Origin of the sequence: Burkholderia orbicola, from assembly GCF_900100915.1 — a bacterium.
Classification (GTDB): Bacteria; Pseudomonadota; Gammaproteobacteria; order Burkholderiales; family Burkholderiaceae; genus Burkholderia; species Burkholderia orbicola.
This window is the reverse complement of the sequence record NZ_FNKW01000001.1, coordinates 3161704-3185793: the sequence shown is the minus strand read 5'-3', so window position 1 is coordinate 3185793 and position 24090 is coordinate 3161704. Positions and strand designations below refer to the sequence as shown.

21 protein-coding genes are annotated in these 24090 nt (G+C 67.3%); 14 read left to right on the top strand and 7 right to left on the bottom strand.

Annotated elements, in window-relative coordinates:
- Positions 1-61: 61 nt before the first annotated feature.
- Positions 62-1564 carry a DUF1800 domain-containing protein gene (locus tag BLS50_RS15250; protein ID WP_074802817.1) on the bottom strand — a complete coding sequence of 501 codons (1503 nt, stop codon included), beginning with the start codon at positions 1562-1564 and terminating at the stop codon, positions 62-64.
- Positions 1565-1698: 134 nt separating this feature from the next.
- The gene (locus BLS50_RS15245; RefSeq protein WP_006478566.1) at positions 1699-1977 is read right to left on the bottom strand and encodes a hypothetical protein; all 279 of its coding nucleotides are present in this window, start codon (positions 1975-1977) and stop codon (positions 1699-1701) included.
- 258 nt (positions 1978-2235) lie between these two features.
- Here BLS50_RS15245 and ompR point away from each other — a divergent pair, with 258 nt between their 5' ends.
- The 4 genes from ompR to BLS50_RS15225 all read left to right on the top strand — a co-directional run bounded on the left by ompR (position 2236) and on the right by BLS50_RS15225 (position 5715).
- Positions 2236-2970 (top strand): osmolarity response regulator transcription factor OmpR, encoded by a 735-nt coding sequence (gene ompR / locus BLS50_RS15240; RefSeq protein WP_006478565.1) that lies wholly within the window; start codon positions 2236-2238, stop codon positions 2968-2970.
- A gap of 41 nt (positions 2971-3011) precedes the next feature.
- On the top strand, positions 3012-4373 hold the full coding sequence (locus BLS50_RS15235) for an ATP-binding protein (RefSeq protein ID WP_074802547.1): 1362 nt from the start codon (positions 3012-3014) through the stop codon (positions 4371-4373).
- Positions 4374-4562: 189 nt separating this feature from the next.
- Positions 4563-5111 (top strand): peroxiredoxin, encoded by a 549-nt coding sequence (locus BLS50_RS15230; protein WP_006478563.1) that lies wholly within the window; start codon positions 4563-4565, stop codon positions 5109-5111.
- Positions 5112-5187: 76 nt separating this feature from the next.
- The gene (locus BLS50_RS15225; protein WP_006478562.1) at positions 5188-5715 is read left to right on the top strand and encodes a carboxymuconolactone decarboxylase family protein; all 528 of its coding nucleotides are present in this window, start codon (positions 5188-5190) and stop codon (positions 5713-5715) included.
- A 122-nt stretch (positions 5716-5837) separates the two neighbouring features.
- Here the strand turns inward: BLS50_RS15225 and ispF are convergent, their stop codons facing one another.
- Positions 5838-6323, bottom strand: a complete 486-nt coding sequence (ispF, locus tag BLS50_RS15220; RefSeq protein WP_074802546.1) for a 2-C-methyl-D-erythritol 2,4-cyclodiphosphate synthase — start codon at positions 6321-6323, stop codon at positions 5838-5840.
- Between the two features lie 29 nt (positions 6324-6352).
- Positions 6353-7063, bottom strand: a complete 711-nt coding sequence (ispD, locus tag BLS50_RS15215; protein WP_027813185.1) for a 2-C-methyl-D-erythritol 4-phosphate cytidylyltransferase — start codon at positions 7061-7063, stop codon at positions 6353-6355.
- 107 nt (positions 7064-7170) lie between these two features.
- Here ispD and mfd point away from each other — a divergent pair, with 107 nt between their 5' ends.
- From mfd to BLS50_RS15195, 4 genes are all read left to right on the top strand, one after another.
- The gene (gene mfd / locus BLS50_RS15210) at positions 7171-10641 is read left to right on the top strand and encodes a transcription-repair coupling factor (RefSeq protein ID WP_074802545.1); all 3471 of its coding nucleotides are present in this window, start codon (positions 7171-7173) and stop codon (positions 10639-10641) included.
- 104 nt (positions 10642-10745) lie between these two features.
- Complete coding sequence (gene argE, locus BLS50_RS15205) at positions 10746-11966, top strand: acetylornithine deacetylase (RefSeq protein WP_012328716.1); 1221 nt, start codon at positions 10746-10748, stop codon at positions 11964-11966.
- Between the two features lie 60 nt (positions 11967-12026).
- Complete coding sequence (locus BLS50_RS15200; protein WP_011549593.1) at positions 12027-13046, top strand: threonine/serine dehydratase; 1020 nt, start codon at positions 12027-12029, stop codon at positions 13044-13046.
- A gap of 145 nt (positions 13047-13191) precedes the next feature.
- Positions 13192-13626, top strand: a complete 435-nt coding sequence (locus tag BLS50_RS15195) for a DUF3574 domain-containing protein (protein ID WP_074802544.1) — start codon at positions 13192-13194, stop codon at positions 13624-13626.
- Between the two features lie 83 nt (positions 13627-13709).
- Here the strand turns inward: BLS50_RS15195 and BLS50_RS15190 are convergent, their stop codons facing one another.
- Entirely contained in the window at positions 13710-16229 is a 2520-nt protein-coding gene (locus BLS50_RS15190; protein ID WP_074802543.1) for a penicillin-binding protein 1A, read from the bottom strand.
- Between the two features lie 443 nt (positions 16230-16672).
- Here BLS50_RS15190 and BLS50_RS15185 point away from each other — a divergent pair, with 443 nt between their 5' ends.
- From BLS50_RS15185 to BLS50_RS15170, 4 genes are all read left to right on the top strand, one after another.
- Positions 16673-17353 carry a PspA/IM30 family protein gene (locus tag BLS50_RS15185; protein WP_006478555.1) on the top strand — a complete coding sequence of 227 codons (681 nt, stop codon included), beginning with the start codon at positions 16673-16675 and terminating at the stop codon, positions 17351-17353.
- An 88-nt stretch (positions 17354-17441) separates the two neighbouring features.
- The gene (locus tag BLS50_RS15180) at positions 17442-18620 is read left to right on the top strand and encodes a tetratricopeptide repeat protein (protein ID WP_069232808.1); all 1179 of its coding nucleotides are present in this window, start codon (positions 17442-17444) and stop codon (positions 18618-18620) included.
- A 236-nt stretch (positions 18621-18856) separates the two neighbouring features.
- The gene (gene mscL / locus BLS50_RS15175; RefSeq protein ID WP_006478553.1) at positions 18857-19288 is read left to right on the top strand and encodes a large conductance mechanosensitive channel protein MscL; all 432 of its coding nucleotides are present in this window, start codon (positions 18857-18859) and stop codon (positions 19286-19288) included.
- Positions 19289-19621: 333 nt separating this feature from the next.
- On the top strand, positions 19622-20068 hold the full coding sequence (locus BLS50_RS15170; protein ID WP_006488003.1) for a hypothetical protein: 447 nt from the start codon (positions 19622-19624) through the stop codon (positions 20066-20068).
- A gap of 66 nt (positions 20069-20134) precedes the next feature.
- On the opposite strand, the gene BLS50_RS15165 is transcribed toward BLS50_RS15170, so the two are convergent.
- Positions 20135-21028: an NAD(P)-dependent oxidoreductase gene (locus BLS50_RS15165; RefSeq protein WP_074802542.1), complete on the bottom strand. Its 894-nt coding sequence runs from the start codon at positions 21026-21028 to the stop codon at positions 20135-20137.
- Between the two features lie 145 nt (positions 21029-21173).
- Here BLS50_RS15165 and BLS50_RS15160 point away from each other — a divergent pair, with 145 nt between their 5' ends.
- Positions 21174-21383 (top strand): dodecin, encoded by a 210-nt coding sequence (locus BLS50_RS15160; protein WP_006478551.1) that lies wholly within the window; start codon positions 21174-21176, stop codon positions 21381-21383.
- Positions 21384-21605: 222 nt separating this feature from the next.
- Positions 21606-22535 (top strand): LysR substrate-binding domain-containing protein, encoded by a 930-nt coding sequence (locus tag BLS50_RS15155; protein ID WP_006478550.1) that lies wholly within the window; start codon positions 21606-21608, stop codon positions 22533-22535.
- 130 nt (positions 22536-22665) lie between these two features.
- Here BLS50_RS15155 and BLS50_RS15150 read toward each other — a convergent pair whose 3' ends face one another.
- Positions 22666-24078 carry an 8-oxoguanine deaminase gene (locus tag BLS50_RS15150; protein ID WP_069232810.1) on the bottom strand — a complete coding sequence of 471 codons (1413 nt, stop codon included), beginning with the start codon at positions 24076-24078 and terminating at the stop codon, positions 22666-22668.
- Positions 24079-24090 lie beyond the last annotated feature (12 nt).

The window sequence follows — 24090 nt, the reverse complement described above, 5'->3', positions numbered from 1 at the left end:
TCCTTTGGTTCGCCGCCCGGCGCCTTGGCCGCGGCGACTGTCCGCTTCGTCGTCGTTCGCATCATTTCAGTTGATAGGCCGGATCCATCAGCAGCGCCTCGAGATACGCGCTGCCGGTCGAATCCGTGTCGATCGCCGCGACCGGCGAGAGTTGCAGCACCGCGTGCTGCAACTGCAGCTCGGTCGACAATCCGGCGATCGTCTGCGGCCGCGCCCGATACTGGGCCAGCCAGCGCTCGAGATCGAATCGCAGGCCGCCGCGCGCCGGCTTCGCCGGCATGCCGCGCACGCCGACGGCGGACGCCGTGTCGACCACCGGCATCGCATGCGCACGCGCATTCGGCGGCGGCGCGATCGCGCGGGCCGGCGGCCGCATCCCGGCCGTCTCGGTCGCGCGGAACAACTGCTCGACGAACTGCTTGCGCGACAGCAGCGTGGTGCTGTTGATCCACAGCGCGCCGCCCGGCCAGCCCTTCACGTTCGGCGGATAGAACAGGTTCTGCCCGAGCGTGCGCACGGTGTCCGCTAGCATCTGCGGATCGCCGTACGCCACGTCGAACAGCCGCACCGACCCGACGACGAATTCCGCCGGCGACTTGACCAGCACGCCGCGGTTGCGCGGATCCCAGAACGCATCGGTCGACCACAGCGCGGCGAGCGCCGCGCGAATGTCGTAGCCGCTCGCGCGAAACCGTTCGGCCACCGCATCGAGCGCGCCGGGCTCCGGCGTATCGGACACGAACTCGCGCCACAGCTTGCCGGCGATGAAGCGCGCGGTGCCCGGCCGCTTCAGCAGGATGTCGAGAAAGCCGTCGCCGTCGAACGGCCCGGTTTCGCCGAGGATCGTCTTGTCGCCGGCATCGTGCCAGTCGGGCCGCACCATGCACCGCAGCGTATCGGGATCGACGGTCCAGCCCGTCATCGCGCGCGCGGCTTCGGTCACGTCGTATTGCGTGTAGTGCCCTTCGCCGAGCGTGAACAGCTCCATCACCTCGCGCGCGAAATTCTCGTTCGGCCGCCCCTTGCGATTGCTCGCGCCGTCGAGATACTGGAGCATCGCCGGGTCCTTCGCGACCGCATGCAGCAGCGTGCCGAAGTTGCCGAGCGCCTCGCGGCGAAACAGCGCGTTCTGCGCGGCCATCGTCTGCGGGTACGGCACCTTGTCCTGCCCCGACGTGAAATGCCCATGCCAGAACAGCGTCATGCGTTCGGTGAGCGGCGACGGCGTCGCGACCATCTCGTTGACCCAGGCCGCCCGCAACGCATCGTAGCGGCGATTGCGCTCGCGCTGCTCGTCGCGCCGCATGTCGGGCGTCAGCGCCTGGCGCTGCGCGCGCGTGGGCGGCGGCTCGGCGAGCCAGTCGGGCCACGTCGTGACGGGTTCGTGTCGCGCGCTGCCGAGCGTGTCGGCCACGACCTGCGCGCGCGTCATGCCGACGATGCGCGCGACCTCGGCAGGCGCGGGAGAGAAACCGGTGCGACTCAGGAAAAACAGCGCGTCGTCGGCATCGAGCGGCGACTGCATGGCAGGCGACGGCGCCGGTGCGGCAGCGTTCGCTTTCATCGTCATGGACTCCCGGAACGCACCGGCGGTGCGGATGCCCGTACAACGGCATTCGGCAGCCGAAAGTTGACGGAAAAAGTGCTACGAATTCTTTCCGCGCGGAGATTTCCGCGCAAGGCGAACGACGGCACGCATCAGCGCTTGTACAACTCGCGAACGGCGTCTTCGATGTGCTGGCGTAACAGGTGCCGCTCTTCGGGCGTCATGTGCCCGTCGCGGCGGCGCTGTTCGAGATCGGGAGGCACGGCGGAACGGACCGTCATATCGGCGGCGCGATCGGGCTGCGGCGCTTTGCCGCGCGGCAGCTTGCGCGACGATGCGCCCTGCTCGGGGCGCTGCGCATACGCGAAGTTCGACGCATACGGACCGGCAAGCGCGATCGTCAGCATCAGTGCAATCCGGGCAGATCGCATGACCGTCCTCGCTTCTTTGGTCGATTTGTTCCCTTCGTCACGCGGCAACCGGTTACCTCTGGTACTTGAAAAACCCTGCGGAATTCGGGTGTACAAAGATGAAAGATGGAGTGCAGGGGAGTATCTACCGAATTTCGGCTTCGAGTAAAGGAATCTCTATAGCCTGCCTTTACTCGGCGCGACACTACGGGTAAATTTTGTAACCGACTGTAACGCACGAAAATCCCCGGCCGTGCGTCAATTCCCATTCGCGATAAGATGCCGATCATGGAAACGAAAAACCCCTCCAAGATTCTCGTCGTCGACGACGACCCTCGCCTGCGCGATCTGCTGCGCCGCTATCTCGGCGAACAGGGTTTCAACGTCTACGTCGCGGAAAACGCGACCGCGATGAACAAGCTCTGGGTACGCGAGCGTTTCGATCTGCTCGTGCTCGACCTGATGCTGCCCGGCGAGGACGGCCTGTCGATCTGCCGCCGGCTGCGCGGCAGCAACGATCGCACGCCGATCATCATGCTCACCGCGAAGGGCGAGGACGTCGATCGCATCGTCGGCCTCGAGATGGGCGCCGACGATTACCTGCCGAAGCCGTTCAACCCGCGCGAACTGGTCGCGCGCATCCACGCGGTGCTGCGCCGCCAGGCGCCGGCCGAACTGCCGGGAGCGCCGTCGGAAACCACCGAGGTGTTCGAGTTCGGCGAATTCTCGCTGAATCTCGCCACGCGCACGCTGACGAAATCCGGCCAGGAAATTCCGCTGACCACCGGCGAATTCTCGGTGCTGAAAGTGTTCGCGCGTCATCCGCGCCAGCCGCTGTCGCGTGAAAAGCTGATGGAGCTCGCCCGCGGCCGCGAATACGAAGTGTTCGACCGCAGCCTCGACGTGCAGATCTCGCGCCTGCGCAAGCTGATCGAACCCGATCCGGGCAGCCCGCGCTTCATCCAGACCGTCTGGGGCCTCGGCTACGTGTTCATCCCGGACGGCGCCGCCTGAGCTTTTTCCTTCCCGGCTTCGCCCCGTCCACGGCCCGTCCCATGCGTATCGACCGGCGCCTTTTGCAGCTCGCGTTCGGCGGGCTGTTCTGGCGCACCTTCCTGCTGATCGCGCTGCTGATCTCGGTCAGTCTCGCCGCGTGGTTCCAGAGCTTTCGCGTGATCGAGCGCGAGCCGCGTGCGCAGCGCGTCGCGCTCCAGCTCGTCGCGGTCGTGAAGCTCACGCGCACCGCCCTGCTCTATTCCGATCCCGACTTGCGGCGCGCGCTGCTGCAGGATCTCGAGAGCAACGAGGGCGTGCGCGTGTACCCCCGCGAGAAAACCGACAAGTTCAAGCTGCAGCCCGACGAATCGCTGAATCGCCTGATCGAACACGACATCCGCAGCCGTCTCGGCGACGATACCGTGATCGCGCAGTCGGTCAACGACATTCCCGGCGTGTGGATCAGCTTCAAGATCGACGACGACGATTACTGGGTCGCGCTCGACCGCGACCAGCTCGACAACGTCACGGGCCTGCAGTGGGCCGGCTGGGGGCTGTTCGCGCTCGCGCTGTCGCTGTTCGGCTCCGCGTTCATCACGAGCCTCGTGAACCGGCCGTTCTCGCGGCTCGCGCTCGCCGCGCGCCAGGTCGGTTCCGGCCAGGCGCCCGAGCCCCTGCCCGAGCGCGGGATGGGCGTCGCGGCCGAAACCAACCGCAGCTTCAACCAGATGGTGCGCGACCTCGAACAACTGGAGGCCGATCGCGCGCTGATGCTCGCGGGCATCTCGCACGACCTGCGCACGCCGCTCGCGCGGCTGCGGCTCGAAACCGAGATGAGCCCGTCCGACCAGGCGACCAAGGACGCGATGGTCGACGACATCGAACAGATGGACCGCATCATCGCGGCCTTCATCGATTACGCGCGCCCGTCGCAGCGCAAGCCCGAGCCGGTCGACCTGTCGTCGATCGCGCACGAAGTCGCCGCGCGCGTGTCGGGCGAGGACGGCGTCGAGATCCGCACGCGGCTCGCGCCGAGCGCGATCATCGAAGCCGACGAAACCGACATGCGCCGCGTGATCGGCAATCTCGTCGAGAATGCGCGCAAATACGGCCAGAGCAAGCAGGACGGCATCTCGCGCATCACGCTCGAGACGCGTGTGTCGCATGCGCGCGTCGAGTTGTCGGTGAGCGACGAAGGCCCCGGCATCCCCGAGGATCAACTGCCGCTCGTGATGCGGCCGTTCTATCGCGTCGACACCGCGCGCACCAAGGCGGACGGCACGGGCCTCGGGATGGCGATCGTGCTGCGGCTCGTCGGCCGCTACCGCGGCGCGCTGCGGCTGCGCAACCGTCACCCGGAAGCCGGCCTCGAAGTCACGCTCGAATTCCCTGGCGCCGGCAAGGCGCGTGCGACGGCGTGACGCGTTCGCGCACGCATCTTGCGCGTCACACTATCGACGCGGTTGACAAAAGCTATGAGAGTCGTTAGTCAAAATCTATTGAAGCGACTTACTAATAGTGTTATAGTTTTCCCCATGCTGTCACATCATCGTTGCAGCACCGAGGTAGCTTGACTCAGTCTTCTTCCCAACTCACACAGGAGTATCCGCATGAAAACCGTGGGCGATAAACTCGAAGCTTTCACCGTCGTAGCCGCGAAGCCGGGCTTCAATAATCACGAGGAAAACGGCCAGTCGGCGTTCGAGACCGTCACCGAAGCGTCGTTCCCGGGCAAGTGGAAGATCATCTACTTCTATCCGAAGGATTTCACGTTCGTGTGCCCGACGGAAATCGTCGAATTCGCGAAGCTCACGAAGCAGTTCGAAGAGCGCGACGCCGTCCTGCTCGGCGGCAGCTCGGACAACGAATTCGTGAAGCTCGCATGGCGCCGTGAACACAAGGATCTCGACAAGCTGAACCACTACTCGTTCGGCGACGTCAAGGGCGAACTGATCGACCAGCTCGGCGTGCGCGACAAGGAAGCCGGCGTGGCCCTGCGTGCAACGTTCATCGTCGATCCGGACAACACGATCCAGCACGTTTCGGTGAACAACCTGAACGTCGGCCGCAGCCCGGAAGAAGTTCTGCGCATTCTGGACGGCCTGCAAACGGACGAACTCTGCCCGTGCAACCGCGCAGTCGGCGGCGCCACGCTGTAAGCGTAGCAATGCACGAAGCCCGCGGCGCACGTCCTGCCTGCGGGCTTTTTTAACGGCCAACCCATAGGAGATATCAATGGAATTCATCGACTCGATTAAGGCACGTATCCCCGACTACGCGAAGGACATTCGCCTGAACCTCGACGGCACGATCTCGCGCTCGTCGCTCGAAGGCACCGACGCGGTCGGCGTGGCGCTGGCGGCGGCCATCGCGGCGAAGAGCACGGTGCTCGTGAAGACGATCCGCGAAGCCGGCGTGCTGTCGCCCGAAGAGACGAACGCCGTGCTGACGGCGGCCGCGCTGATGGGGATGAACAACACCTGGTATCCGTATGTCGAGATGGCCGACGACGCTGACCTGAAGACGCAGCGCGCCGAACTGCGGATGGGCGCGTATGCGACGCACGGCGGCGTCGACAAGCGCAAGTTCGAGATGTACGCGCTCGCCGCGTCGATCGTCGGCAAGTGCCACTTCTGCGTGAAGTCGCACTATGCGCTGCTGAAGAACGAGCAAGGGATGACCGTCACGCAGCTGCGCGACGTCGGCCGGATCGCGTCGGTGATCAACGCCGCCGCGCAGGTGATCGCCGCCGAAGGCGAATAAGCGATCCGGCCGCGCGGCCGTGAGCCGTGCCTGCTGCAAACGAAAATGCCACGCATTCGCGTGGCATTTTCGTTTTGGCGGCACGGCGTGCAGCGTGAACCGCACGCCGCGACGGCCGGACGTCAGGCGCCCTGCTTGACCAGCAGCGCGGCGGCCTGCGCCTCGATCCCCTCGCCGCGACCGAGATAGCCGAGCTTCTCGTTGGTCTTCGCCTTTACGTTCACGCGCTCGAGCGGCAGCCCGAGATCCGCCGCGATGTTCGCGCGCATCCCGTCGATATGCGGCGCGAGCTTCGGCGCCTGCGCGATCACGGTGCTGTCGACGTTCTGGATCGTGAAGCCGGCCGCCTTCACGCGCTCGGCGCACGCGCGCAGCAGCACGCGGCTGTCCGCGCCCTTGAACGCCGCGTCCGTGTCGGAGAAATGGCGGCCGATGTCGCCGAGCGCCGCCGCGCCGAACAGCGCGTCGGTGATCGCATGCAGCAGCACGTCCGCGTCCGAGTGGCCGAGCAGGCCGCGCTCGTACGGAATCGTCACGCCGCCGATGATGAGGGGGCGCCCTTCGACGAGCTGGTGCACGTCATAGCCTTGTCCTATTCTGAAATCCATGCGTAATCCGGTTTGAGATGGGGTGAAAGTCAGGAAGCGTTCGCGGGGCGCGCGAGGATCGCCTCCGCGAGCGCGAAATCTTCCGGGTACGTGACCTTGAAGTTGCGCAGGCTGCCCTGCACGACGCGCGGCGTATGGCCGGCCCACTCGATCGCGCTCGCTTCGTCGGTCAGGTCGTGCCCTTCGCGCTGCGCCTGCAGGATCGCTTCGCGCAGCATGCCGATGCGGAACATCTGCGGGGTCTGCGCCTGCCACAGTGCGTCGCGCGACTCCGTGCGCGCGATCGCGTCGCCGCCGGCCGGCACCCGCTTGAGCGTGTCGGCCACCGGCAGCGCGACGATCCCGCCGACCGGGTCGTCCTTCAGGGCCGCGACGAGCGTGCGGATCAGCTCGGGCGTGATGCCGGGGCGCGCGGCGTCGTGCACGAGCACCCAGTCGTGGTCGGTCGCGCCGAATTCGGCCAGTTCCAGCAGCCCGTTGAGCACCGACGCTTGCCGCGAGCCGCCGCCGCAGCGGCGCACCGCGAAGCGCAGGCCCGCGAAGCGGCGTGCATCGAAATGGGAGTCGTCGGGCGCGAGCACGACGAGCGTCTGCGCGAACTCGCTGCACGCGTCGAACGCGGCGAGCGTGTAGTGCAGCAGCGCGCGGCCGGCCAGCGTGCGGTATTGCTTCGGCACGGCCGAACCGGAACGGCTGCCCGTGCCGGCGCAGGGAATCAGGGCGAAAAGTCGGGGAGTCACGAAAGGAAACGCCGGAAAGGTGAAATCGAGAAGCGGATTTTATAATAGGTCTTTCGTCTCGACCGGCGCACCGCGCTGCGCCCGTGCACGCCACCCCTGTCGTCCCTATGCCAGATAACGCTTCCATCCCGTCCGCTTCACCCGTTGCCCGCGTCAAGCCCGGCCAGCGTTTCGCCTTCGACGGCGCGCACGGCTCCGCCGACGCGCTCGCCATCGCCCGTTATCTCGCCGACAACCGCCAGGACGTGCCGCTCCTCGCGGTGATCTGCGCGAACGCGGTCGACGCGCAGCGGCTGTCGCAGGAAATCCGCTACTTCTCGCCCGACGCGCGCGTGCGCCTGCTGCCCGACTGGGAAACGCTGCCGTACGACACGTTCTCGCCGCACCAGGACCTCGTGTCCGAGCGGCTGGCCACGCTGCACGACCTCGGCGAGGACCGCTGCGACATCCTGCTCGTGCCCGCCACCACCGCGCTGTACCGGATGCCGCCCGCGTCGTTCATGGCCGCGTACACGTTCGCGTTCGCGCAGGGCGAGCGGCTCGACGAGGCGAAGCTGAAAGCGCAGCTCACGCTCGCCGGCTACGAGCACGTGAGCCAGGTCGTGCGCCCCGGCGAATACTGCGTGCGCGGCTCGCTGATCGACCTGTACCCGATGGGTTCGCCGCTGCCGTACCGGATCGACCTGTTCGACGACCAGGTCGATTCGATCCGCGCGTTCGATCCCGACACGCAGCGCAGCCTCTACCCGGTGCGCGACGTGCGCCTGCTGCCCGGCCGCGAGTTCCCGTTCGACGAAGCCGCGCGCACGGCCTTCCGCAGCCGCTGGCGCGAAACCTTCGAAGGCGACCCGAGCCGCGCGCCGATCTACAAGGACATCGGCAACGGCGTGCCGTCGGCCGGCATCGAGTATTACCTGCCGCTGTTCTTCGACGAGACGGCCACGCTGTTCCACTACCTGCCGCAGGACGCGCACCTCGTGTTCACCGGCGACCTCGAAGCGTCGATCCGCCGCTTCACGGCCGATACGAAGCAGCGTCACGCGTTCCTCGCGCACGATCGCGAGCGACCGATCCTCGAGCCGCAGCGGCTGTTCCTGTCCGACGAGGATTTCTTCGCATTCGCGAAGCCGTTCGCGCGCGTCGTGCTGCCCGCGCAGCCGGCCGGCGGCTGGGCGACCGCCCTGCCCGAACTCACCGTCGACCGCCATGCGGACGATCCGCTCGCGTCGCTGCGCACGTTCGTCGAATCGTCGGGCAAGCGCGTGCTGCTGACGGTCGAATCGGCCGGCCGTCGGGAAACGATCCTGCAACTGCTCGCCGAACATCACCTGCGGCCGTCGTCGAACGACGATTTCGCGAGCTGGCTGGCGAGCGATGCGCGCTTCGCGCTCGGCGTCGCGCCGCTCGCGAACGGCTTCGCGGTACCGGGCGAAGGCTATGCGATCGTCACCGAAACCGAGCTGTACGGCGCGCTCGGCCGCCGCGCGGGCCGCCGCCGGCAGGAACAGGCGAGCAACGTCGACGCGATGGTGCGCGACCTGTCCGAGCTGAAGGTCGGCGACCCGGTCGTCCACGCGCAGCACGGCATCGGCCGCTACATGGGCCTCGTGTCGATGGATCTCGGCGAAGGCGAGACCGAATTCCTGCATCTCGAATACTCGGGCGACAGCAAGCTCTACGTGCCCGTCGCGCAACTGCACGTGATCTCGCGCTACAGCGGCGCCGATCCCGACAGCGCGCCGCTGCACGCGCTCGGCTCCGGCCAGTGGGAGCGCGCGAAGCGCAAGGCCGCGCAGCAGATCCGCGACACGGCCGCCGAGCTGCTGAACCTGTACGCGCGCCGCGCGGCCCGTGAAGGCCATGCGTTCTCGCTCGACCCGCGCGACTACGTGAAATTCGCCGAAAGCTTCGGCTTCGAGGAAACGCCCGACCAGGCCGCGGCGATCGCGGCCGTGATCGGCGACATGACGAGCGGCAAGCCGATGGACCGCCTCGTGTGCGGCGACGTCGGCTTCGGCAAGACCGAGGTCGCGCTGCGCGCGGCGTTCATCGCGGTGCTGGGCGGCAAGCAGGTCGCGCTGCTGTCGCCGACCACGCTGCTCGCCGAGCAGCACACGCAGACCTTCGCGGACCGCTTCGCGGACTGGCCGGTGCGCATCGTCGAGCTGTCGCGCTTCAAGACCGCGAAGGAAGTGAACGCGGCGATCGCGCAGATCAACGAAGGCAGCGTCGACATCGTGATCGGCACGCACAAGCTGCTGTCGTCTGACGTGCAGTTCAAGCGTCTCGGCCTCGTGATCATCGACGAGGAACACCGCTTCGGCGTGCGCCAGAAGGAAGCGCTGAAGGCGCTGCGCGCGGAAGTCGACGTGCTGACGCTCACCGCGACGCCGATCCCGCGTACGCTCGGGATGGCGCTCGAAGGGCTGCGCGATTTCTCGGTGATCGCGACCGCGCCGCAGAAGCGGCTCGCGATCAAGACCTTCGTGCGCCGCGAGGAAGAAAGCGTGATCCGCGAGGCGATGCTGCGCGAGCTCAAGCGCGGCGGCCAGGTGTACTTCCTGCACAACGAGGTCGAGACGATCGAGAACCGCAAGGCGATGCTCGAGGCGCTCGTGCCCGAGGCGCGCATCGTGATCGCGCACGGCCAGATGCACGAGCGCGAGCTCGAACGGGTGATGCGCGATTTCGTCGCGCAGCGCGCGAACGTGCTGCTGTGCACGACCATCATCGAGACCGGCATCGACGTGCCGAGCGCGAACACGATCATCATGCACCGTGCGGACAAGTTCGGCCTCGCGCAGCTGCACCAGTTGCGCGGCCGGGTCGGCCGCTCGCACCACCAGGCTTACGCGTACCTGCTGGTGCACGATCCACAGTCGCTGACCAAGCAGGCGCAGCGCCGGCTGGAAGCGATCCAGCAGATGGAGGAACTGGGCTCGGGCTTCTATCTCGCGATGCACGACCTGGAGATCCGCGGCACCGGCGAAGTGCTCGGCGACAAGCAGTCGGGCGAAATCCACGAGATCGGCTTCCAGCTCTATACGGACATGCTGAACGACGCGGTGAAGGCGCTGAAGAACGGCAAGGAGCCCGACCTCACCGCCCCGCTCGCCGCGACGACCGAAATCAACCTGCATGCGCCCGCGATCCTGCCGGCCGACTACTGCGCGGACGTGCAGGAGCGGCTGTCGCTGTACAAGCGGCTCGCGAACTGCGAGCACGGCGACGCGATCGACGGCATCCAGGAAGAGCTGATCGACCGCTTCGGCAAACTGCCGCCGCAGGCGCACGCGCTCGTCGAGACGCACCGGCTGCGGATCGCCGCGAAGCCGCTCGGCATCGTGAAGATCGACGCGAGCGAGGTCGCGATCGGGCTGCAGTTCGAGCCCAATCCGCCGATCGATCCGATGCGGATCATCGAGATGGTGCAGAAGCATCGCCACATCAAGCTCGCGGGCCAGGACAAGCTGCGCATCGAGACACGCTCGCCCGACCTCGCGATCCGCGTGTCGACGATCAAGGAAACGCTGCGCGCGCTCGGCCCGAAACAGGGGGCGGCCGTCGCGGCCCGCTGACGCAATCCTGACGGGCGCGACGTTGCTGCACCGCATCGCGCCCGACGAAGGCGGGCAGGCGCGTTTTTGAGTATGATTTCCCATTCATCAGACGGAGTTTTGCCATGTCCACTCTCGACGCGACGGCGCCGTCCGCCGCAACCGAAGGCGATGCATCGCTCGTCAGCCTGCCCTGGGTCAAGCAACTCGTGTCGATGGACACGACGAGTCGCGTGCCGAACCTCGGCCTGATCGAAACGGTACGCGACGCGCTCGCCGCGAAGGGCATCGCGTCGACGATCACGCACGATCCGCGCGACGGCTGGGCGAACCTGTTCGCCACCGTGCCCGCGCACGACGGTTCGACGAACGGCGGCATCGTGCTGTCGGGCCACACCGACGTCGTGCCGGTCGACGGCCAGCAATGGGACAGCAACCCGTTCGCGCCGGAAATCCGCGACGGCCGCCTGTACGGCCGCGGCACTTGCGACATGAAGGGCTTCATCGGCGCGGCGCTCGCGCTGCTGCCCGAGATGCAGGCGACGAAGCTCGCGAAGCCGATCCATTTCGCGCTGTCCTACGACGAGGAAATCGGCTGCGCGGGCGCGCCGCTGATGATCGCCGATCTCGTGAAGCGCGGCGTGCAGCCGTCCGGCTGCATCGTCGGCGAGCCGACCAGCATGCGGCCGATCATCGCGCACAAGGGCATCAACGCGTACCGCTGCTGCGTGCGCGGCCACGCCGCACATTCGTCGCTGACGCCGAAGGGGCTCAACGCGATCGAGTATGCGGCGCGCCTGATCTGCCACATCCGCGACATCGCTGACCGTTTCCGTGCCGAAGGCCCGTTCGACGAACTGTACGACGTACCGTTCACCACCGCGCAGACGAGCACGATCCAGGGCGGCAACGCGATCAACACGGTGCCGGCCGAGTGCCGCTTCGACTTCGAATTCCGCAACCTGCCGACGCTCGATCCCGAGCAGATCTTCACGCGCATCGAAGCGTATGCACAGGAAACGCTGCTGCCGCAGATGCTGCGCGAACACCCGAACGCCGCGATCGAATTCTCGAAGATCGCCGCGGCGCCCGGCCTCGACGCGACCGAGCAAGCCGCGATCACGCAGCTCGTGCGCGCGCTGACGGCCGACCAGGACAAGCGCAAGGTCGCGTACGGCACCGAGGCCGGCCTGTTCGCCCGCGCGGGCATTCCGAGCGTCGTGTGCGGGCCCGGCAACATCGAGCAGGCGCACAAGCCGAACGAATATGTCGAACTCGCGCAGCTCGCCGGCTGCGAGCAGTTCCTGCGCAAGTTCATTCGCAGCATGTCGGTCGACGCGCACTGACTGCCTCCCGCCACGCCGGCCCGCGTGTGCGGGTCGGCCCACTCCGCCACCCGCCACGTCATGTCGACTGAACAACAGGGCACTGCCCATACGACGATCGACGGCGAGCCGATTCCGACGCTCGACGAAATCGCCGCGCAGCATTTCGCGTTGTCACCCTGGGTCGCGCGCACGCCCGTGTTCGAGCGCGCCGATCTGCCCTCCCTCGAAGGCACGCACGTCAACTTCAAGTTCGAGCTGTTGCAGGCGAGCGGCAGCTTCAAGGCGCGCGGCGCGTTCACGCACCTGCTCGCGCTCGACGAAGACCGCAAGAACGCGGGCGTCACCTGCGTATCGGCCGGCAATCATGCGGCAGCCGTCGCGTATGCGGCGATGCGGCTCGGCAGCAGCGCGAAGGTCGTGATGTTCCATACCGCGAGCCCGACGCGCATCGCGCAGTGCAAGCAGTACCGCGCGGAAGTCGTGCTGGCAGGCAGCGCGTCGCAGGCGTTCGATCTCGTGCGGCGCATCGAGGCCGAGGAAGGCCGCTTCTTCATTCATCCGTTCAACGGCTATCACACGATCCTCGGCACCGCGACGCTCGGCTACGAATGGGCAACGCAGACGCCGGACCTCGACGCGGTGATCGTGCCGATCGGCGGCGGCGGGCTCGCGGCCGGCATGGCGACCGCGCTGCGGCTCGCGAATCCGCGTGTGCACGTGTACGGCGTCGAGCCGGAAGGCGCCGACGCGATGAGCCGCAGCTTCGCGGCCAATCACACGATCAAGATGAGCGCGATGCAGACGATCGCCGATTCGCTGATGGCGCCACATACCGAGGAATACAGCTACCAACTGTGCCGGCGCCACCTCGACCGCATCGTCACCGTCTCCGACGACGCGCTGCGCGCCGCGATGCTGTTCCTGTTCTCGCACCTGAAACTGTCGGTCGAGCCGGCCTGCGCGGCCGCGCTCGCAGCACTCCTCGGCCCGCTGCGCGAAACGCTGCAGGGCAAGCGCGTCGGCGTGCTGCTGTCGGGCACGAATACCGACCCCGCCACGCTCGGCATGCATCTCGCGCACGCGCAACTGCAGCACTGATCGCGCAGTGCGCCTGCGCAGACCATCCTAGGGTTATCCCCAGATTATGTTGACAGCCCTGTTGATAACCCGTCGGACCCGCACGCAAGTGGTTGAGCGCGCAGCGTTTTGCACGCGCGAAGGTCGATCGTCACGAAATGGGCAGATGCGGCGGCTGGCCGCATGCGCGGCGGCGCTCGCGCTGCTCGCCGGTTGCGCGGCAGCGCCCTCGTCCCTCTCGGGCGCGCAACCGGCATCCTGCCCGCAACCGGGCGAAAGCCGCATGCTGCAGGCCGACCTGCTGTTCGGGCGCGACATCGCCGGGCGCGGCCCCGTCACCGATGCCGAACGCGCGGCATTCCTCGCCGACACGGTCACGCCGCGCTTTCCCGACGGCCTCACCTACTGGGGCACGCACGGCCAGTGGCGCGACCGCTCGACCGGTGGCGTCACGCGCGAAGACAGCTTCGTGATCCGTATCATCGCCGACGATACGTCGGACACGCGCGCGCGACTCGCCGCGATCCGGCAAGCGTACGCCCAGCGATTTCATCAGCAATCGGTCGGCATGACCGTCGTGCCGGCCTGCGCGTCGTTCTGATTCACCGGCTTCCGCTGCCGGTCGCGCACGAAAGAACGGGCGCCCGAAGGCGCCCGTCGCATGACTCAAGAACAGCGTACCGCTTACTTGCTCTCGAACATGTCCATGATCTGCTGCTTCTCCTGCGGCGTGACGGGCGGCGGCGCCAGCCCGGCCGCGCCGGCCGAACCGAGGGCGTCGTTCGCGCTGATCGCGTTCTCCGCCGGGTTGATGTCGACGTTCGCGACGAAGCCGTTGCCCGGCGTGCGATCGGCGTAGTACAGCTCGCCGTCGATCGTCGTCAGGCCGTCCGGCATCGGCATCTGCTGCTCGGGCACGCCGTTCAGCGCGGTGCGCATGTAGTTCACCCAGATCGGCAGCGCGAGCTGCGCGCCGAATTCGCGGCTGCCCAGGCTCTTCGGCTGGTCGAAGCCCATCCACGCGACCGCGACGAGCGACTGCTGATAGCCGGCGAACCAGCCGTCCTTCGCGTCGTTCGTCGTACCCGTCTTGCCCTGCAGGTCGTTGCGGCCGAGCGCATTGGTGCCCGCGCCCGTGCCGGCCGTCGCGACCGAATGCAGCAGGCTGTTCATCACGTATGCGTTGCGACCTTCGATCGTGCGTGGCGCCGTGCCGCCCGCGACCACCGGCTGCGACTTCTGCAGCGGCTGGCCGCGTGCGTCGTCGACTTCGGCGATCAGGTACGGATCGACCTTGTAGCCGCCGTTCGCGAACACCGCGTAGCCGGTCGCGAGCTGCAGCGGCGTCACGAGGCCCGCGCCGAGCGCCATCGGCAGGTACGGCGGCGTCTTCGCCGGATCGAAACCGAAGCGCTGCGTCACGTACTGCTGCGCGTACTGCGTGCCGATCGACGCGAGGATCCGGATCGACACCAGGTTCTTCGAACGCTGCAGGCCGGTGCGCATCGTCATCGGGCCGTCCGGCTGGTCGTCGTCCTTCGGCTCCCACGCGGTGCCGCCCGGCACGCTCGGCGGGAAGTACAGCGGCGCGTCGTTGATCATCGTCGCCGGCCCGAGCCCCTTGTCGAGCGACGCCGAGTAGATGAACGGCTTGAACGACGAGCCCGGCTGCCGCCACGCCTGCGTCACGTGGTTGAACTTGCTCTTGTTGAAGTCGAAGCCGCCGACGAGCGAGCGGATCGCACCGTCCTGCGGCGCGATCGCGACGAGCGCGCCTTCGACCTGCGGCAGCTGCACCACCTGCCAGCCCGTCTTGCCGTCCTTCAGCACGCGCACGACCGAGCCGGGCTTGATGCGCAGCGTGTTGTTCGCACGGGCGCCCAGCGCGGCCGACACGAAGCGCAGCCCGGCCGGGCCGATCGTCGTGGTCGCGCCGCCGACGAACTGCACCTCGACCGCGTTCGGCGATGCCGACAGCACGACCGCCGATTGCAGGTCGCCGTTGTCCGGGTGATCAGCGAGCGCATCGTCGATCGCCTCGTCGCGTTCGTCGCCGGCCGCGGGCAGGTTGATCGACGCTTCGGGGCCGCGATAGCCGTGACGGCGCTCGTAGTCGAGAATGCCGCGACGCACGGCCTGATACGCGGCTTCCTGGTCGGCCGAGTTGATCGTCGTCGTGACGGTCAGCCCGCGCGTGTAGGTTTCGTCCTTGTACTGCTGGTACATCATCTGCCGCACCATCTCGGCGACGTACTCGCCGTGCACCGCGTACTGGTTGCCCGGCGTGCGCACGTGGATCTCTTCCTTGATAGCCTCGTCGTACTGCGGCTGCGTGATGTAGCCGATGTCGAGCATGCGCTTCAGGATGTATTCCTGACGCACCTTCGCACGCTTCGGATTCACGACCGGGTTGTACGCGGACGGCGCCTTCGGCAGCCCCGCGAGCATCGCCGCTTCCGCGAGCGTGATGTCCTTCAGGTCCTTGCCGAAATACACGCGCGCCGCGGCCGCGAAGCCGTACGAACGCTGGCCGAGATAGATCTGGTTCATGTACAGCTCGAGAATCTGGTCCTTCGTCAGGGCCTTCTCGATCTTGTACGCGAGCAGCATTTCGTAGATCTTGCGCGTGTAGGTCTTCTCGCTCGACAGGAAGAAGTTGCGCGCCACCTGCATCGTGATCGTGCTCGCGCCCTGGCGCGCGCCGCCGTGCATCAGGTCGGCCACGCCCGCGCGCAGGATGCCGAGGAAATCGACGCCGCCGTGCTCGTAGAAGCGGTAGTCCTCGATCGCGAGCACGGCCTTCTTCATCACGTCGGGAATGTCCTGGAAGCGCACGAGGCTGCGGCGCTCCTCGCCGAACTCGCCGATCAGCACGTGATCGGCGGTAAACACCCGCAGCGGCACCTTCGGCTGATAGTTGGTCAGCGCATCGAGCGACGGCAGTTGCGGCGCCATCACGACCAGCGCGTAGCCGACGATCAGCGCGCCGACGACCGCGAGCGTCGCGAACAGGCCGACGAACCACAGCGCGATGCGCGAACCGAACGTGCGCCGGCGCCCTCCGCCGCCGCTGCGCTGCTGCGCGCGGCGGCCGTCGTCGCGATCGTCGTCATCGGGGTAATAGGCTCCGGACGGCGAACGGCGCAGCGTGTAGTGGGGCTCGTTCCTGTCGGAAGAAGAAGGCGGTCGTTTGATAATTGGCATGTCGGAATGGCGGGCGTACGTGGCGCCCTCGGACGCATGCGGAAATGCAAGCGGATGAATCAGAGTGGGTGCATCGAGATGCGGCTGTCACGTCGACAGACCCCGCCGCGCGGCGATCCGTTCCCGCGACGTGACAGCGCATTTTAATGAAATCGACCGGGCGCCTTCGCGATTTTTTGTAAAAATTCCCGCAATGCCGTGATTTGCGGAACGTATTGTCGGCATCCTCGGCCTATGATGGACACGCGATACGGCACGCACGGGCGAATTTCTTTCAGTCGCGAAAGGTTTGGCGTCCTGATGCGCGAGCCGCTTGAACTCGCGCGTTTAAGCCGTATTTAAGTGAACCGGTGGTGTAATATCCGCCGGCTCACGCGGGCCGGAACCGGCTCGCGACGGGCATTGCCGCGGTCACGCGGCGCCTTTCAACCACGGAGGATTTCATGTCGCTTTTCGACTCTATTTCGCGCACGATCAAAGGCCTGCTGAACGATGCGGCCGATTCGGTACAGGATCCGTCGCGCGACGCACGGCAGATCGTGCGGGAGCTCGACGACAGCATCGGCCGTGCCGAGAATTCGCTGATCGAAATCGAGGCACAGGTCGCGACCCAGCGCAGCAAGCGCGATGCGGCCGACGACAAGGTCAGGAAGTACGAGGACGGCGCGAAGCGCGCGCTGCAGGGCGGCGACGAAGCGCTCGCCCGCGAGGCGCTCGCGGCCCAGTCGAACGCGGAAGCCGAGCGCGACGCGCTCGCGGCCGAGCTGACGACGCTCGAGCCGTCGGTCGAGAAGCTGAAGGGGCAGATCGCCGACATGCGCCAGCGCCGCAACGATCTGAACGCACGCTCGAACATCCTGCAGGCGAAGCAGGAAATCGCGCAGGCGAAGGACGTCGCAGCCAGCGCGCTGGGCGGGATCGGCGGCAAGAACCTGTCCGAGGATTTCCAGAAGCTCGAGGACAAGGTCGCGCTGCAGAACGCGCGCTCGGACGCACGCCTCAATTCGGCCGACACGTCGAGCGGCAAGGCGCTCGACGACAAGCTCGCCGCGCTGAACAAGGGCCCGTCGGTGGAAGATCGCCTCGCCGCGCTGAAGAAGCAGCTCGATACGCCCGCGCAGTAACCCGCCGCGGGCCACCGCGCCGCGCCCCGGCCCGGGCGCGCGGCGCGAACCGATCGTCAGGAGACGGGCGCGTGCGCCCGGTTCGACCATGAAGAAATCTCTCGCCGCACTCGGCCTCTCGCTGATGTTGCTGTCGTCCGCCGCGTTTGCGGTCCCGTCGCTGCAGCAGGTCGAGCAATCGATCGCGCAGCGTAACTGGCAGCAAGCCGACACGCAGCTGTCGCAAGTCATCGACGCCCATCCGAACAACGCGCACGCGCGCTACCTGTATGCGCAGGTGCTGGACCGCGAAGGCCGCGCGTCCGACGCGCTCGCGCAACTGCAGCGGGCCAAATCGCTCGATCCGCAACTGAAGTTCACCGACGCGTCGCGCTTCGCGCAAACGGAGTCGCGCATTCGCGCCGACGCCGCGCGCGTGAGCGGCAACCCGCCGTCGGCCACGCAGGCCGGCACGCTGCAGCCGGGGCTCGCCCCCGCCGTCGCACCGGCCGAAAAACACGGCCCGTCGACCGGCATGTGGATCGGCCTCGGGCTGATCGTCGCCGTGATCGCGCTGGTGCTGCGCTGGACACTGCGGCGCGCGCGCACGGCCGACAACGGCCGCGCCGACGACGAACGCCGCACGCAGCTCAAGCGCGCGACCGACGTGCTGAACGACATCCGGCCGCTGAAGCTCGATGCGAAACTGTCGACGGCGCCCGGCACCGCGGCGCTGACCGGCGAACTCGAAGCGATCGAGAACGACGCGCGCACGCTCGTCGAGACGCTGTCGAACGGCAAGAATCCGGTGCCGCCGTATCGCGTCGACGAGCTCGAACAGCGCCACGCGAGCGTGAAGGCGCGCGTCGAAGGCCGCCCCGACCCGGCCGCGCAGCCCGCGGCGCCGGCGAACGGCAGCGGCTCCGTGTACGCGCAGGAAGCCGATCGCATGACGGGCGCGCAAGGCCAGCCGTATCAGCAACAGCCCTACCCGCCGCAACAGCCCTATCCGCAACAGCAGCCGCCCGTCGTGATCCAGCAAGGCGGCGGTTTCGGCGGCGGCATGGGCGGGCTCCTGACCGGCGTGCTGCTCGGCGAAGCGATGTCGGGCGGCCGCGAACGCGTAGTCGAACGCGACGTGATCGTCGACGGCGACCACCGCAGGCAGGAAGCCGACCCGGGCTTCGACCTCGGCCGCGGCGACGATTCGAACTGGAGCGACGGCAGCGGCGGCGGCGGGATGGACCTCGGCAGCAACGACGACGGCTGGACCGACGACAACACCTGAGCCCCCGCACACCGGACGTCGACGTGCGCGTCGACGCCCGGCCTCCCCCGCCACGCCCGCCTGCATGACCGGCCGCGCCCGACGCGCGGATTTGTCAATCATTTCAAGATGGACTACCGGCAATGGGGCACGTTCGCTATCATGCGGCCATCGGCGTGCCACCGACCTCATTCGACGCAAAGCAATCCTGCGCGTCGCGGCACGCCTCCCTCGCCCCAACCAGGAGAAAGCCGCTCATGAGCATCATCAAGGAATTCAAGGAGTTCGCCGTCAAGGGCAACGTGATGGATCTCGCCGTCGGCGTGATCATCGGCGGCGCGTTCTCGAAGATCGTCGACTCGGTCGTGAAAGACCTCATCATGCCGGTCATCGGTGTGCTGACCGGCGGTCTGGATTTCTCGAACAAGTTCGTTCTGCTCGGCACCATCCCCCCGTCGTTCAAGGGTAATCCCGATTCGTTCAAGGACCTGCAGGCCGCGGGCGTCGCCGCATTCGGCTACGGCTCGTTCATCACGGTGGCGATCAATTTCGTGATCCTTGCGTTCATCATTTTCCTGATGGTGAAATTCATCAACAAGCTGCGCAAGCCGGAAGAAGCCGCGCCGGCCGCGACGCCGGAAGACGTCGTGCTGCTGCGCGAGATCCGCGATTCGCTGAAGCAGCGCTGAGCGCCTCACGCGCCGCCCGCCAGGCCCGCCCCGTGCGGGCCTTTTTATTGCGCACGCGATGCACCGCCGCATGCGGCGTATCTCACTTTTTTGTGACGAGCGAATGCACGCGCGGGAAAAGCAGGTCTATGATGGAGACTAAACGACAGTACGGGCGCCAAGACGCTGGCTGTGTCGATCATGGCGAGCAGGTCGACGGGAGACATTGATCGTCGTACTGCACGAATGCAGCATTTTCGTGTGCTATAAAGGATCGACATGCGGCGTACATAGCCGGGAGTGGGTCGCATGAAAGTGCCGCATTTCTTGCAATTGTTTTTGAGGCGAGTGTTTATGTCCTTCCCGAAAAAACGTCGGCGTGCGCCGCAGGATGGCCAGGAATCGTTCCTCGCGGTCTTGCGCCACTCGAAGCCGTTTGCCCAGCTCGACACCAAGATTGCCCGCGCCCGCGCGCAGGACGAACCCGTCCTCTATGCGCACGTGCTGCCCGGCCTCGACGTGCTCCTGTGCAGCGTGCGCGGCGCGCAGCCGCCTTATCCGGCCATTGCCGAGCTGCGCAAGCGCTGCATCGAATCGATCGCCAACGCGCTCGAGCAGCCGCTCGACGGCCTCGAGAACGGCGGCTACTGGTACGAAGCGAACGGCTTCGGCTTCCTCGTCTTCGCGAGCCGTGCGCGTGCGCGCATCCTGCCCGAGTTTGGTGCAGGCACGAAGGCGAGTCTGCGCGGCGGCCTCGGCCGCCAGAACGCGGGCGACACGACACCCCGCTCGCTCGGCTGATCCGCCAGTCATTCGATGGGCCGCCTCCGCGCGGCCCATCTGCTATTCACATGCCCCGCTTGCCCGTCACGACACCTGCTGACGGCCGTTGTTCGGCCGCACGATGTCGATGAACGCGGCGAAATCGGCGCCGGCGAGCCCCTGCGCGGCGCCGAGCCTCAGCACCTGCTGCACGGTGGCCGACACGGGCATCACCGCGCCCGTGTCGCGCGCGGCGTCGGCAATGGCATCGACATCCTTCTGAAATGTACTCAGCGCGCCGATCGGTGGATGGCCGCCCGACGTCATGCGCGGCACGAACGTCTGCAGCAGCACCGAATCGGCCCAGCCGCCGGCGAGCGCCTCGGCCAGGCGCGCGGCGTCGATGCCGCTCGCCTGCGCCAGCCCGACCGCCTCGGCGATCGCGGTCACCGTCGCGGTGACGATCGCCTGGTTGCACAGCTTCGCGGTCTGGCCCGCGCCCGCGTCGCCCATGTGCGTGATGCGCGACGCATACGTGTCGATCAGCGGGCGCACCGCGTCGAGATCGGCCGCGCGGCCGCCGGCCATCACCGCGAGCGTGCCGGCCTGCGCGCCCGGCACGCCGCCGGACACCGGCGCGTCGACCCAGCCGACGCCGAGCGCGGCCGCGCGCGCCGCGTAGTCGCGCGTGGCGGCGGGCGGAATGCTCGAATGATCGACGATGCGCTGCAGGCGGCGCGTGCTCACGCCCCCGGAAAGCAGCCCGTGCTCACCGAACACGACGTCGCCGACCGCACGACCGTCGAGCACGCACACGAACACCGTCTCGACGCGCTCGGCCAGCTCGCGCGGCGTGCCGACCACCTGCGCGCCGTCCTTCACCAGCGCCTCGGCCTTGTCGCGTGAGCGATTCCATACGCTGACGCGATGCCCGGCCGCCAGCAAATGCCGAATCATCGGCGCGCCCATCAATCCCGGTCCGCAAAATCCGACTTCCACGATGTTCCTCGTCTCCGATATGGGTTGCACTTGCCGCCCATCATACCTATCACTCAAGAAGCCGGGCACGCACGGCGCCGTAGCGGGACCGCTTCGGGACCGCGGCTTGCACCGGCAATACAGACCGATATCCCAGGGAGGCATCATGAGCGACCACGTGTACAAGTTGATCGAACTGACCGGTTCGTCGCGGCAATCGAGCGACGACGCGATTCGCAACGCGATTTCGAAAGCCGGCAAGACGCTGCACAACCTGCACTGGTTCCAGGTGACCGAAACGCGCGGCCACATCGAAGGCGATCAGGTCGTGCACTGGCAGGTCACGCTGAAGGTCGGCATGCGCATCGACGACTGACGCGCCCCCGCCGCCTCATCCGCCGCGCCGCGATCCGGATTCGCGCCCTGCGTGTCCGCGCGGCGCCGCGCGCCCCGCATCCCCCCCGTTCAGGCCCCTTGTCGCAGCCCGGCCGGCGCGTACCTGCGGGTATCCATCTCTTGACGCTGATTTTCGTTCATATTAAAAACGATATACCCACCCCACCCATCGATCAGCCCAGCCATATAAACCGGAGATAACATGAGTCAGCAACGCGAGGCGATCGACACGTACCTCTTGCGCGTCTTGCACACCTTGTTGATGGAGCGCAGCGTCACGCGCGCGGCCGTCAAACTGAACCAGTCGCAACCGGCGATCAGCGCCGCGCTGCGGCGCCTGCGCGACATCACCGGCGATCCGCTGCTGGTGCGCGGCAAATCCGGCATGGTGCCGACCGAATACGGGCTGCGCCTGCTCGAGCCCGTGCAGAACGCGCTGCGCGAAATCGAGCGCATCAAGTTCCAGCAGCACAACTTCGACCCGGCCACGTCGATCCGCTGCTACCGGATCGGCTGCCCCGACTACCTGAACGTGCTGTTCGTGCCGACCGTCGTCGAACGCTTTCGCCTGGCCGCGCCGAACGCGACGCTCGAGTTCCATTCGCTCGGCCCCGCGTTCGACTACGAGCTCGCGCTGGAAGACGGCAAGCTCGACATCGTCGTCGGCAACTGGCCCGAGCCGCCGGAGCAACTGCATCTGTCGAACCTGTTCGTCGATGAAATCGTCTGCCTGATGAGCAACACGCACCCGTTCGCGAAACGCGGCGGGCTCACGCTCGACCAGTACCTGAACGCGCCGCATCTCGCGCCGACGCCGTACTCGGTCGGCCAGCGCGGCGCGATCGACGTGCATCTCGCGCGCGAACGGCTCAAGCGTCACGTGGTCGTCACGCTGCCGTACTTCAACCTTGCACCGTACGTGCTCGTGAAGTCGGACCTGATCTTCACGACCACGCGGCTGTTCGCCGATCACTACGCGAAGTTCCTGCCGCTGTCCGTCGTGCCGGCGCCGCTCGACTTCCCGCCGATGCAGTACTACCAGCTGTGGCACGAACGCTGCCATTACTCCGACGAAGTGCGCTGGCTGCGCAGCCTCGTCGCCGAAGCCACCCGCACGCTGATCGAGGCGTAGTCGCATACGGCGCACCACGCGTGCGCCGGTCGCGCCGTTACGCGTGACCACGGCGCGTTGCGCGACGGGTGGTGGCCACAATGGCCGCGCCCCGCTGCGCAACGTGCTGCGCGACCTCCCCGCCGACGCGTCAGCGCGACGCTTCCACGAGCGCCTGCGCCAGCGCGTTGTGACGCTCGATCACCGGCGGCAGATCGAGCGTCGCGAGCCGCCCTTCCCGCACCACCACCTTCCCGTTCACCACCGTGTACGCCGTCTGCGACGGCGCGCAGAACACGAGCGCCGCGACCGGATCGTGCAGCGCGCCCGCGAACAGCGGCTGACGCAGGTCGAACGCGGCGAAATCCGCGGCCATGCCGGGCTTCAGCGCGCCGATGTCGTCGCGGTTCAGCACCTTCGCGCCGCCGAGCGTCGCGATCTCGAGCGCTTCGCGCGCGGTCATCGCGTCGGGCCCGAAGCCGACGCGCTGCAACAGCAGCGCCTGACGTACCTCGGCCACCATCTGCGCGCCGTCGTTCGACGCGGAACCGTCGACACCCAGCCCGACCGGCACGCCCGCGAGCCGCATCTTCTTCACCGGCGCGATGCCGGACGCCAACCGCATGTTCGAGCACGGACAGTGCGCGACACCCGTGCCGGTGCGTGCAAAGAGGCCGATGCCCGCATCGTCGAGCTGCACGCAGTGCGCATGCCACACGTCGTGGCCGACCCAGCCGAGATCTTCCGCATATTCGGCGGGCGTCATCCCGAACTTCTCGCGGCTGTACGCGATGTCGTTGACGTTCTCCGCGAGGTGCGTGTGCAGCGACACGCCGTATTCGCGCGCGAGCACGGCCGCGTCGCGCATCAGCTCGCGGCTCACCGAGAACGGCGAGCACGGCGCGACCACCACGCGCAGCATCGCGTAGCGGCCTTCGTCGTGATAGGTCTCGATCAGGCGCTGCGCGTCGCGCAGGATGTCGGGTTCGCGCTCGACGACCGAATCGGGCGGCAGCCCGCCATCGCGCTGGCCGACGCTCATCGCGCCGCGGCTCGCGTGAAAACGCATGCCGATCCGCTGCGCCGCGCCGATGCTGTCGTCGAGCCGGCTGCCGTTCGGGTAGATGTACAGATGATCGCTCGACGTCGTGCAGCCCGATTGCAGCAGCTCGGCCATCGCGGTGAGCGTCGACACCTCGATCATCTCGGGGTTCAGGTGCGCCCAGATCCGGTAGAGGTTCGTGAGCCAGCCGAACAGCTCGGCGTTCTGCGCGGCCGGCACCGCGCGCGTGAGGCTCTGGTACATGTGGTGGTGCGTGTTCACGAGCCCCGGGATCACCAGGTGGCCGCGCAGGTCGAGCACTTCGTCGGCCGTGTCGGGCAGTTCGGCACTCGGGCCGACCGCGACGATCCGGTTGTCTTCGATGTAGAGCCCCGCGTCGCGCAGCTCGCGGCGCGTGTCGTCCATGGTCACGAGCACGTCGGCATGCTTGACCAGCAGGGTTTTCGGGCGGGATGAGGAAGGGTTCGGCGCGCGTGCGCCAGCGTGCTGCTCGAGATTCATGCGTTCTCCGCG

What these genes read in the sequence shown, in the direction of transcription:
- BLS50_RS15250 (WP_074802817.1), bottom strand. Translation starts at nt 1,564, where the DNA reads ATGAAAGCGAACGCTGCCGCACCGGCGCCGTCGCCTGCCATGCAGTCG.
- BLS50_RS15245 (WP_006478566.1), bottom strand. Translation starts at nt 1,977, where the DNA reads ATGCGATCTGCCCGGATTGCACTGATGCTGACGATCGCGCTTGCCGGT.
- ompR (WP_006478565.1), top strand. Translation starts at nt 2,236, where the DNA reads ATGCCGATCATGGAAACGAAAAACCCCTCCAAGATTCTCGTCGTCGAC.
- BLS50_RS15235 (WP_074802547.1), top strand. Translation starts at nt 3,012, where the DNA reads ATGCGTATCGACCGGCGCCTTTTGCAGCTCGCGTTCGGCGGGCTGTTC.
- BLS50_RS15230 (WP_006478563.1), top strand. Translation starts at nt 4,563, where the DNA reads ATGAAAACCGTGGGCGATAAACTCGAAGCTTTCACCGTCGTAGCCGCG.
- BLS50_RS15225 (WP_006478562.1), top strand. Translation starts at nt 5,188, where the DNA reads ATGGAATTCATCGACTCGATTAAGGCACGTATCCCCGACTACGCGAAG.
- ispF (WP_074802546.1), bottom strand. Translation starts at nt 6,323, where the DNA reads ATGGATTTCAGAATAGGACAAGGCTATGACGTGCACCAGCTCGTCGAA.
- mfd (WP_074802545.1), top strand. Translation starts at nt 7,171, where the DNA reads ATGCCAGATAACGCTTCCATCCCGTCCGCTTCACCCGTTGCCCGCGTC.
- argE (WP_012328716.1), top strand. Translation starts at nt 10,746, where the DNA reads ATGTCCACTCTCGACGCGACGGCGCCGTCCGCCGCAACCGAAGGCGAT.
- BLS50_RS15200 (WP_011549593.1), top strand. Translation starts at nt 12,027, where the DNA reads ATGTCGACTGAACAACAGGGCACTGCCCATACGACGATCGACGGCGAG.
- BLS50_RS15195 (WP_074802544.1), top strand. Translation starts at nt 13,192, where the DNA reads ATGCGGCGGCTGGCCGCATGCGCGGCGGCGCTCGCGCTGCTCGCCGGT.
- BLS50_RS15190 (WP_074802543.1), bottom strand. Translation starts at nt 16,229, where the DNA reads ATGCCAATTATCAAACGACCGCCTTCTTCTTCCGACAGGAACGAGCCC.
- BLS50_RS15185 (WP_006478555.1), top strand. Translation starts at nt 16,673, where the DNA reads ATGTCGCTTTTCGACTCTATTTCGCGCACGATCAAAGGCCTGCTGAAC.
- BLS50_RS15180 (WP_069232808.1), top strand. Translation starts at nt 17,442, where the DNA reads ATGAAGAAATCTCTCGCCGCACTCGGCCTCTCGCTGATGTTGCTGTCG.
- mscL (WP_006478553.1), top strand. Translation starts at nt 18,857, where the DNA reads ATGAGCATCATCAAGGAATTCAAGGAGTTCGCCGTCAAGGGCAACGTG.
- BLS50_RS15170 (WP_006488003.1), top strand. Translation starts at nt 19,622, where the DNA reads ATGTCCTTCCCGAAAAAACGTCGGCGTGCGCCGCAGGATGGCCAGGAA.
- BLS50_RS15160 (WP_006478551.1), top strand. Translation starts at nt 21,174, where the DNA reads ATGAGCGACCACGTGTACAAGTTGATCGAACTGACCGGTTCGTCGCGG.
- BLS50_RS15155 (WP_006478550.1), top strand. Translation starts at nt 21,606, where the DNA reads ATGAGTCAGCAACGCGAGGCGATCGACACGTACCTCTTGCGCGTCTTG.
- BLS50_RS15150 (WP_069232810.1), bottom strand. Translation starts at nt 24,078, where the DNA reads ATGAATCTCGAGCAGCACGCTGGCGCACGCGCGCCGAACCCTTCCTCA.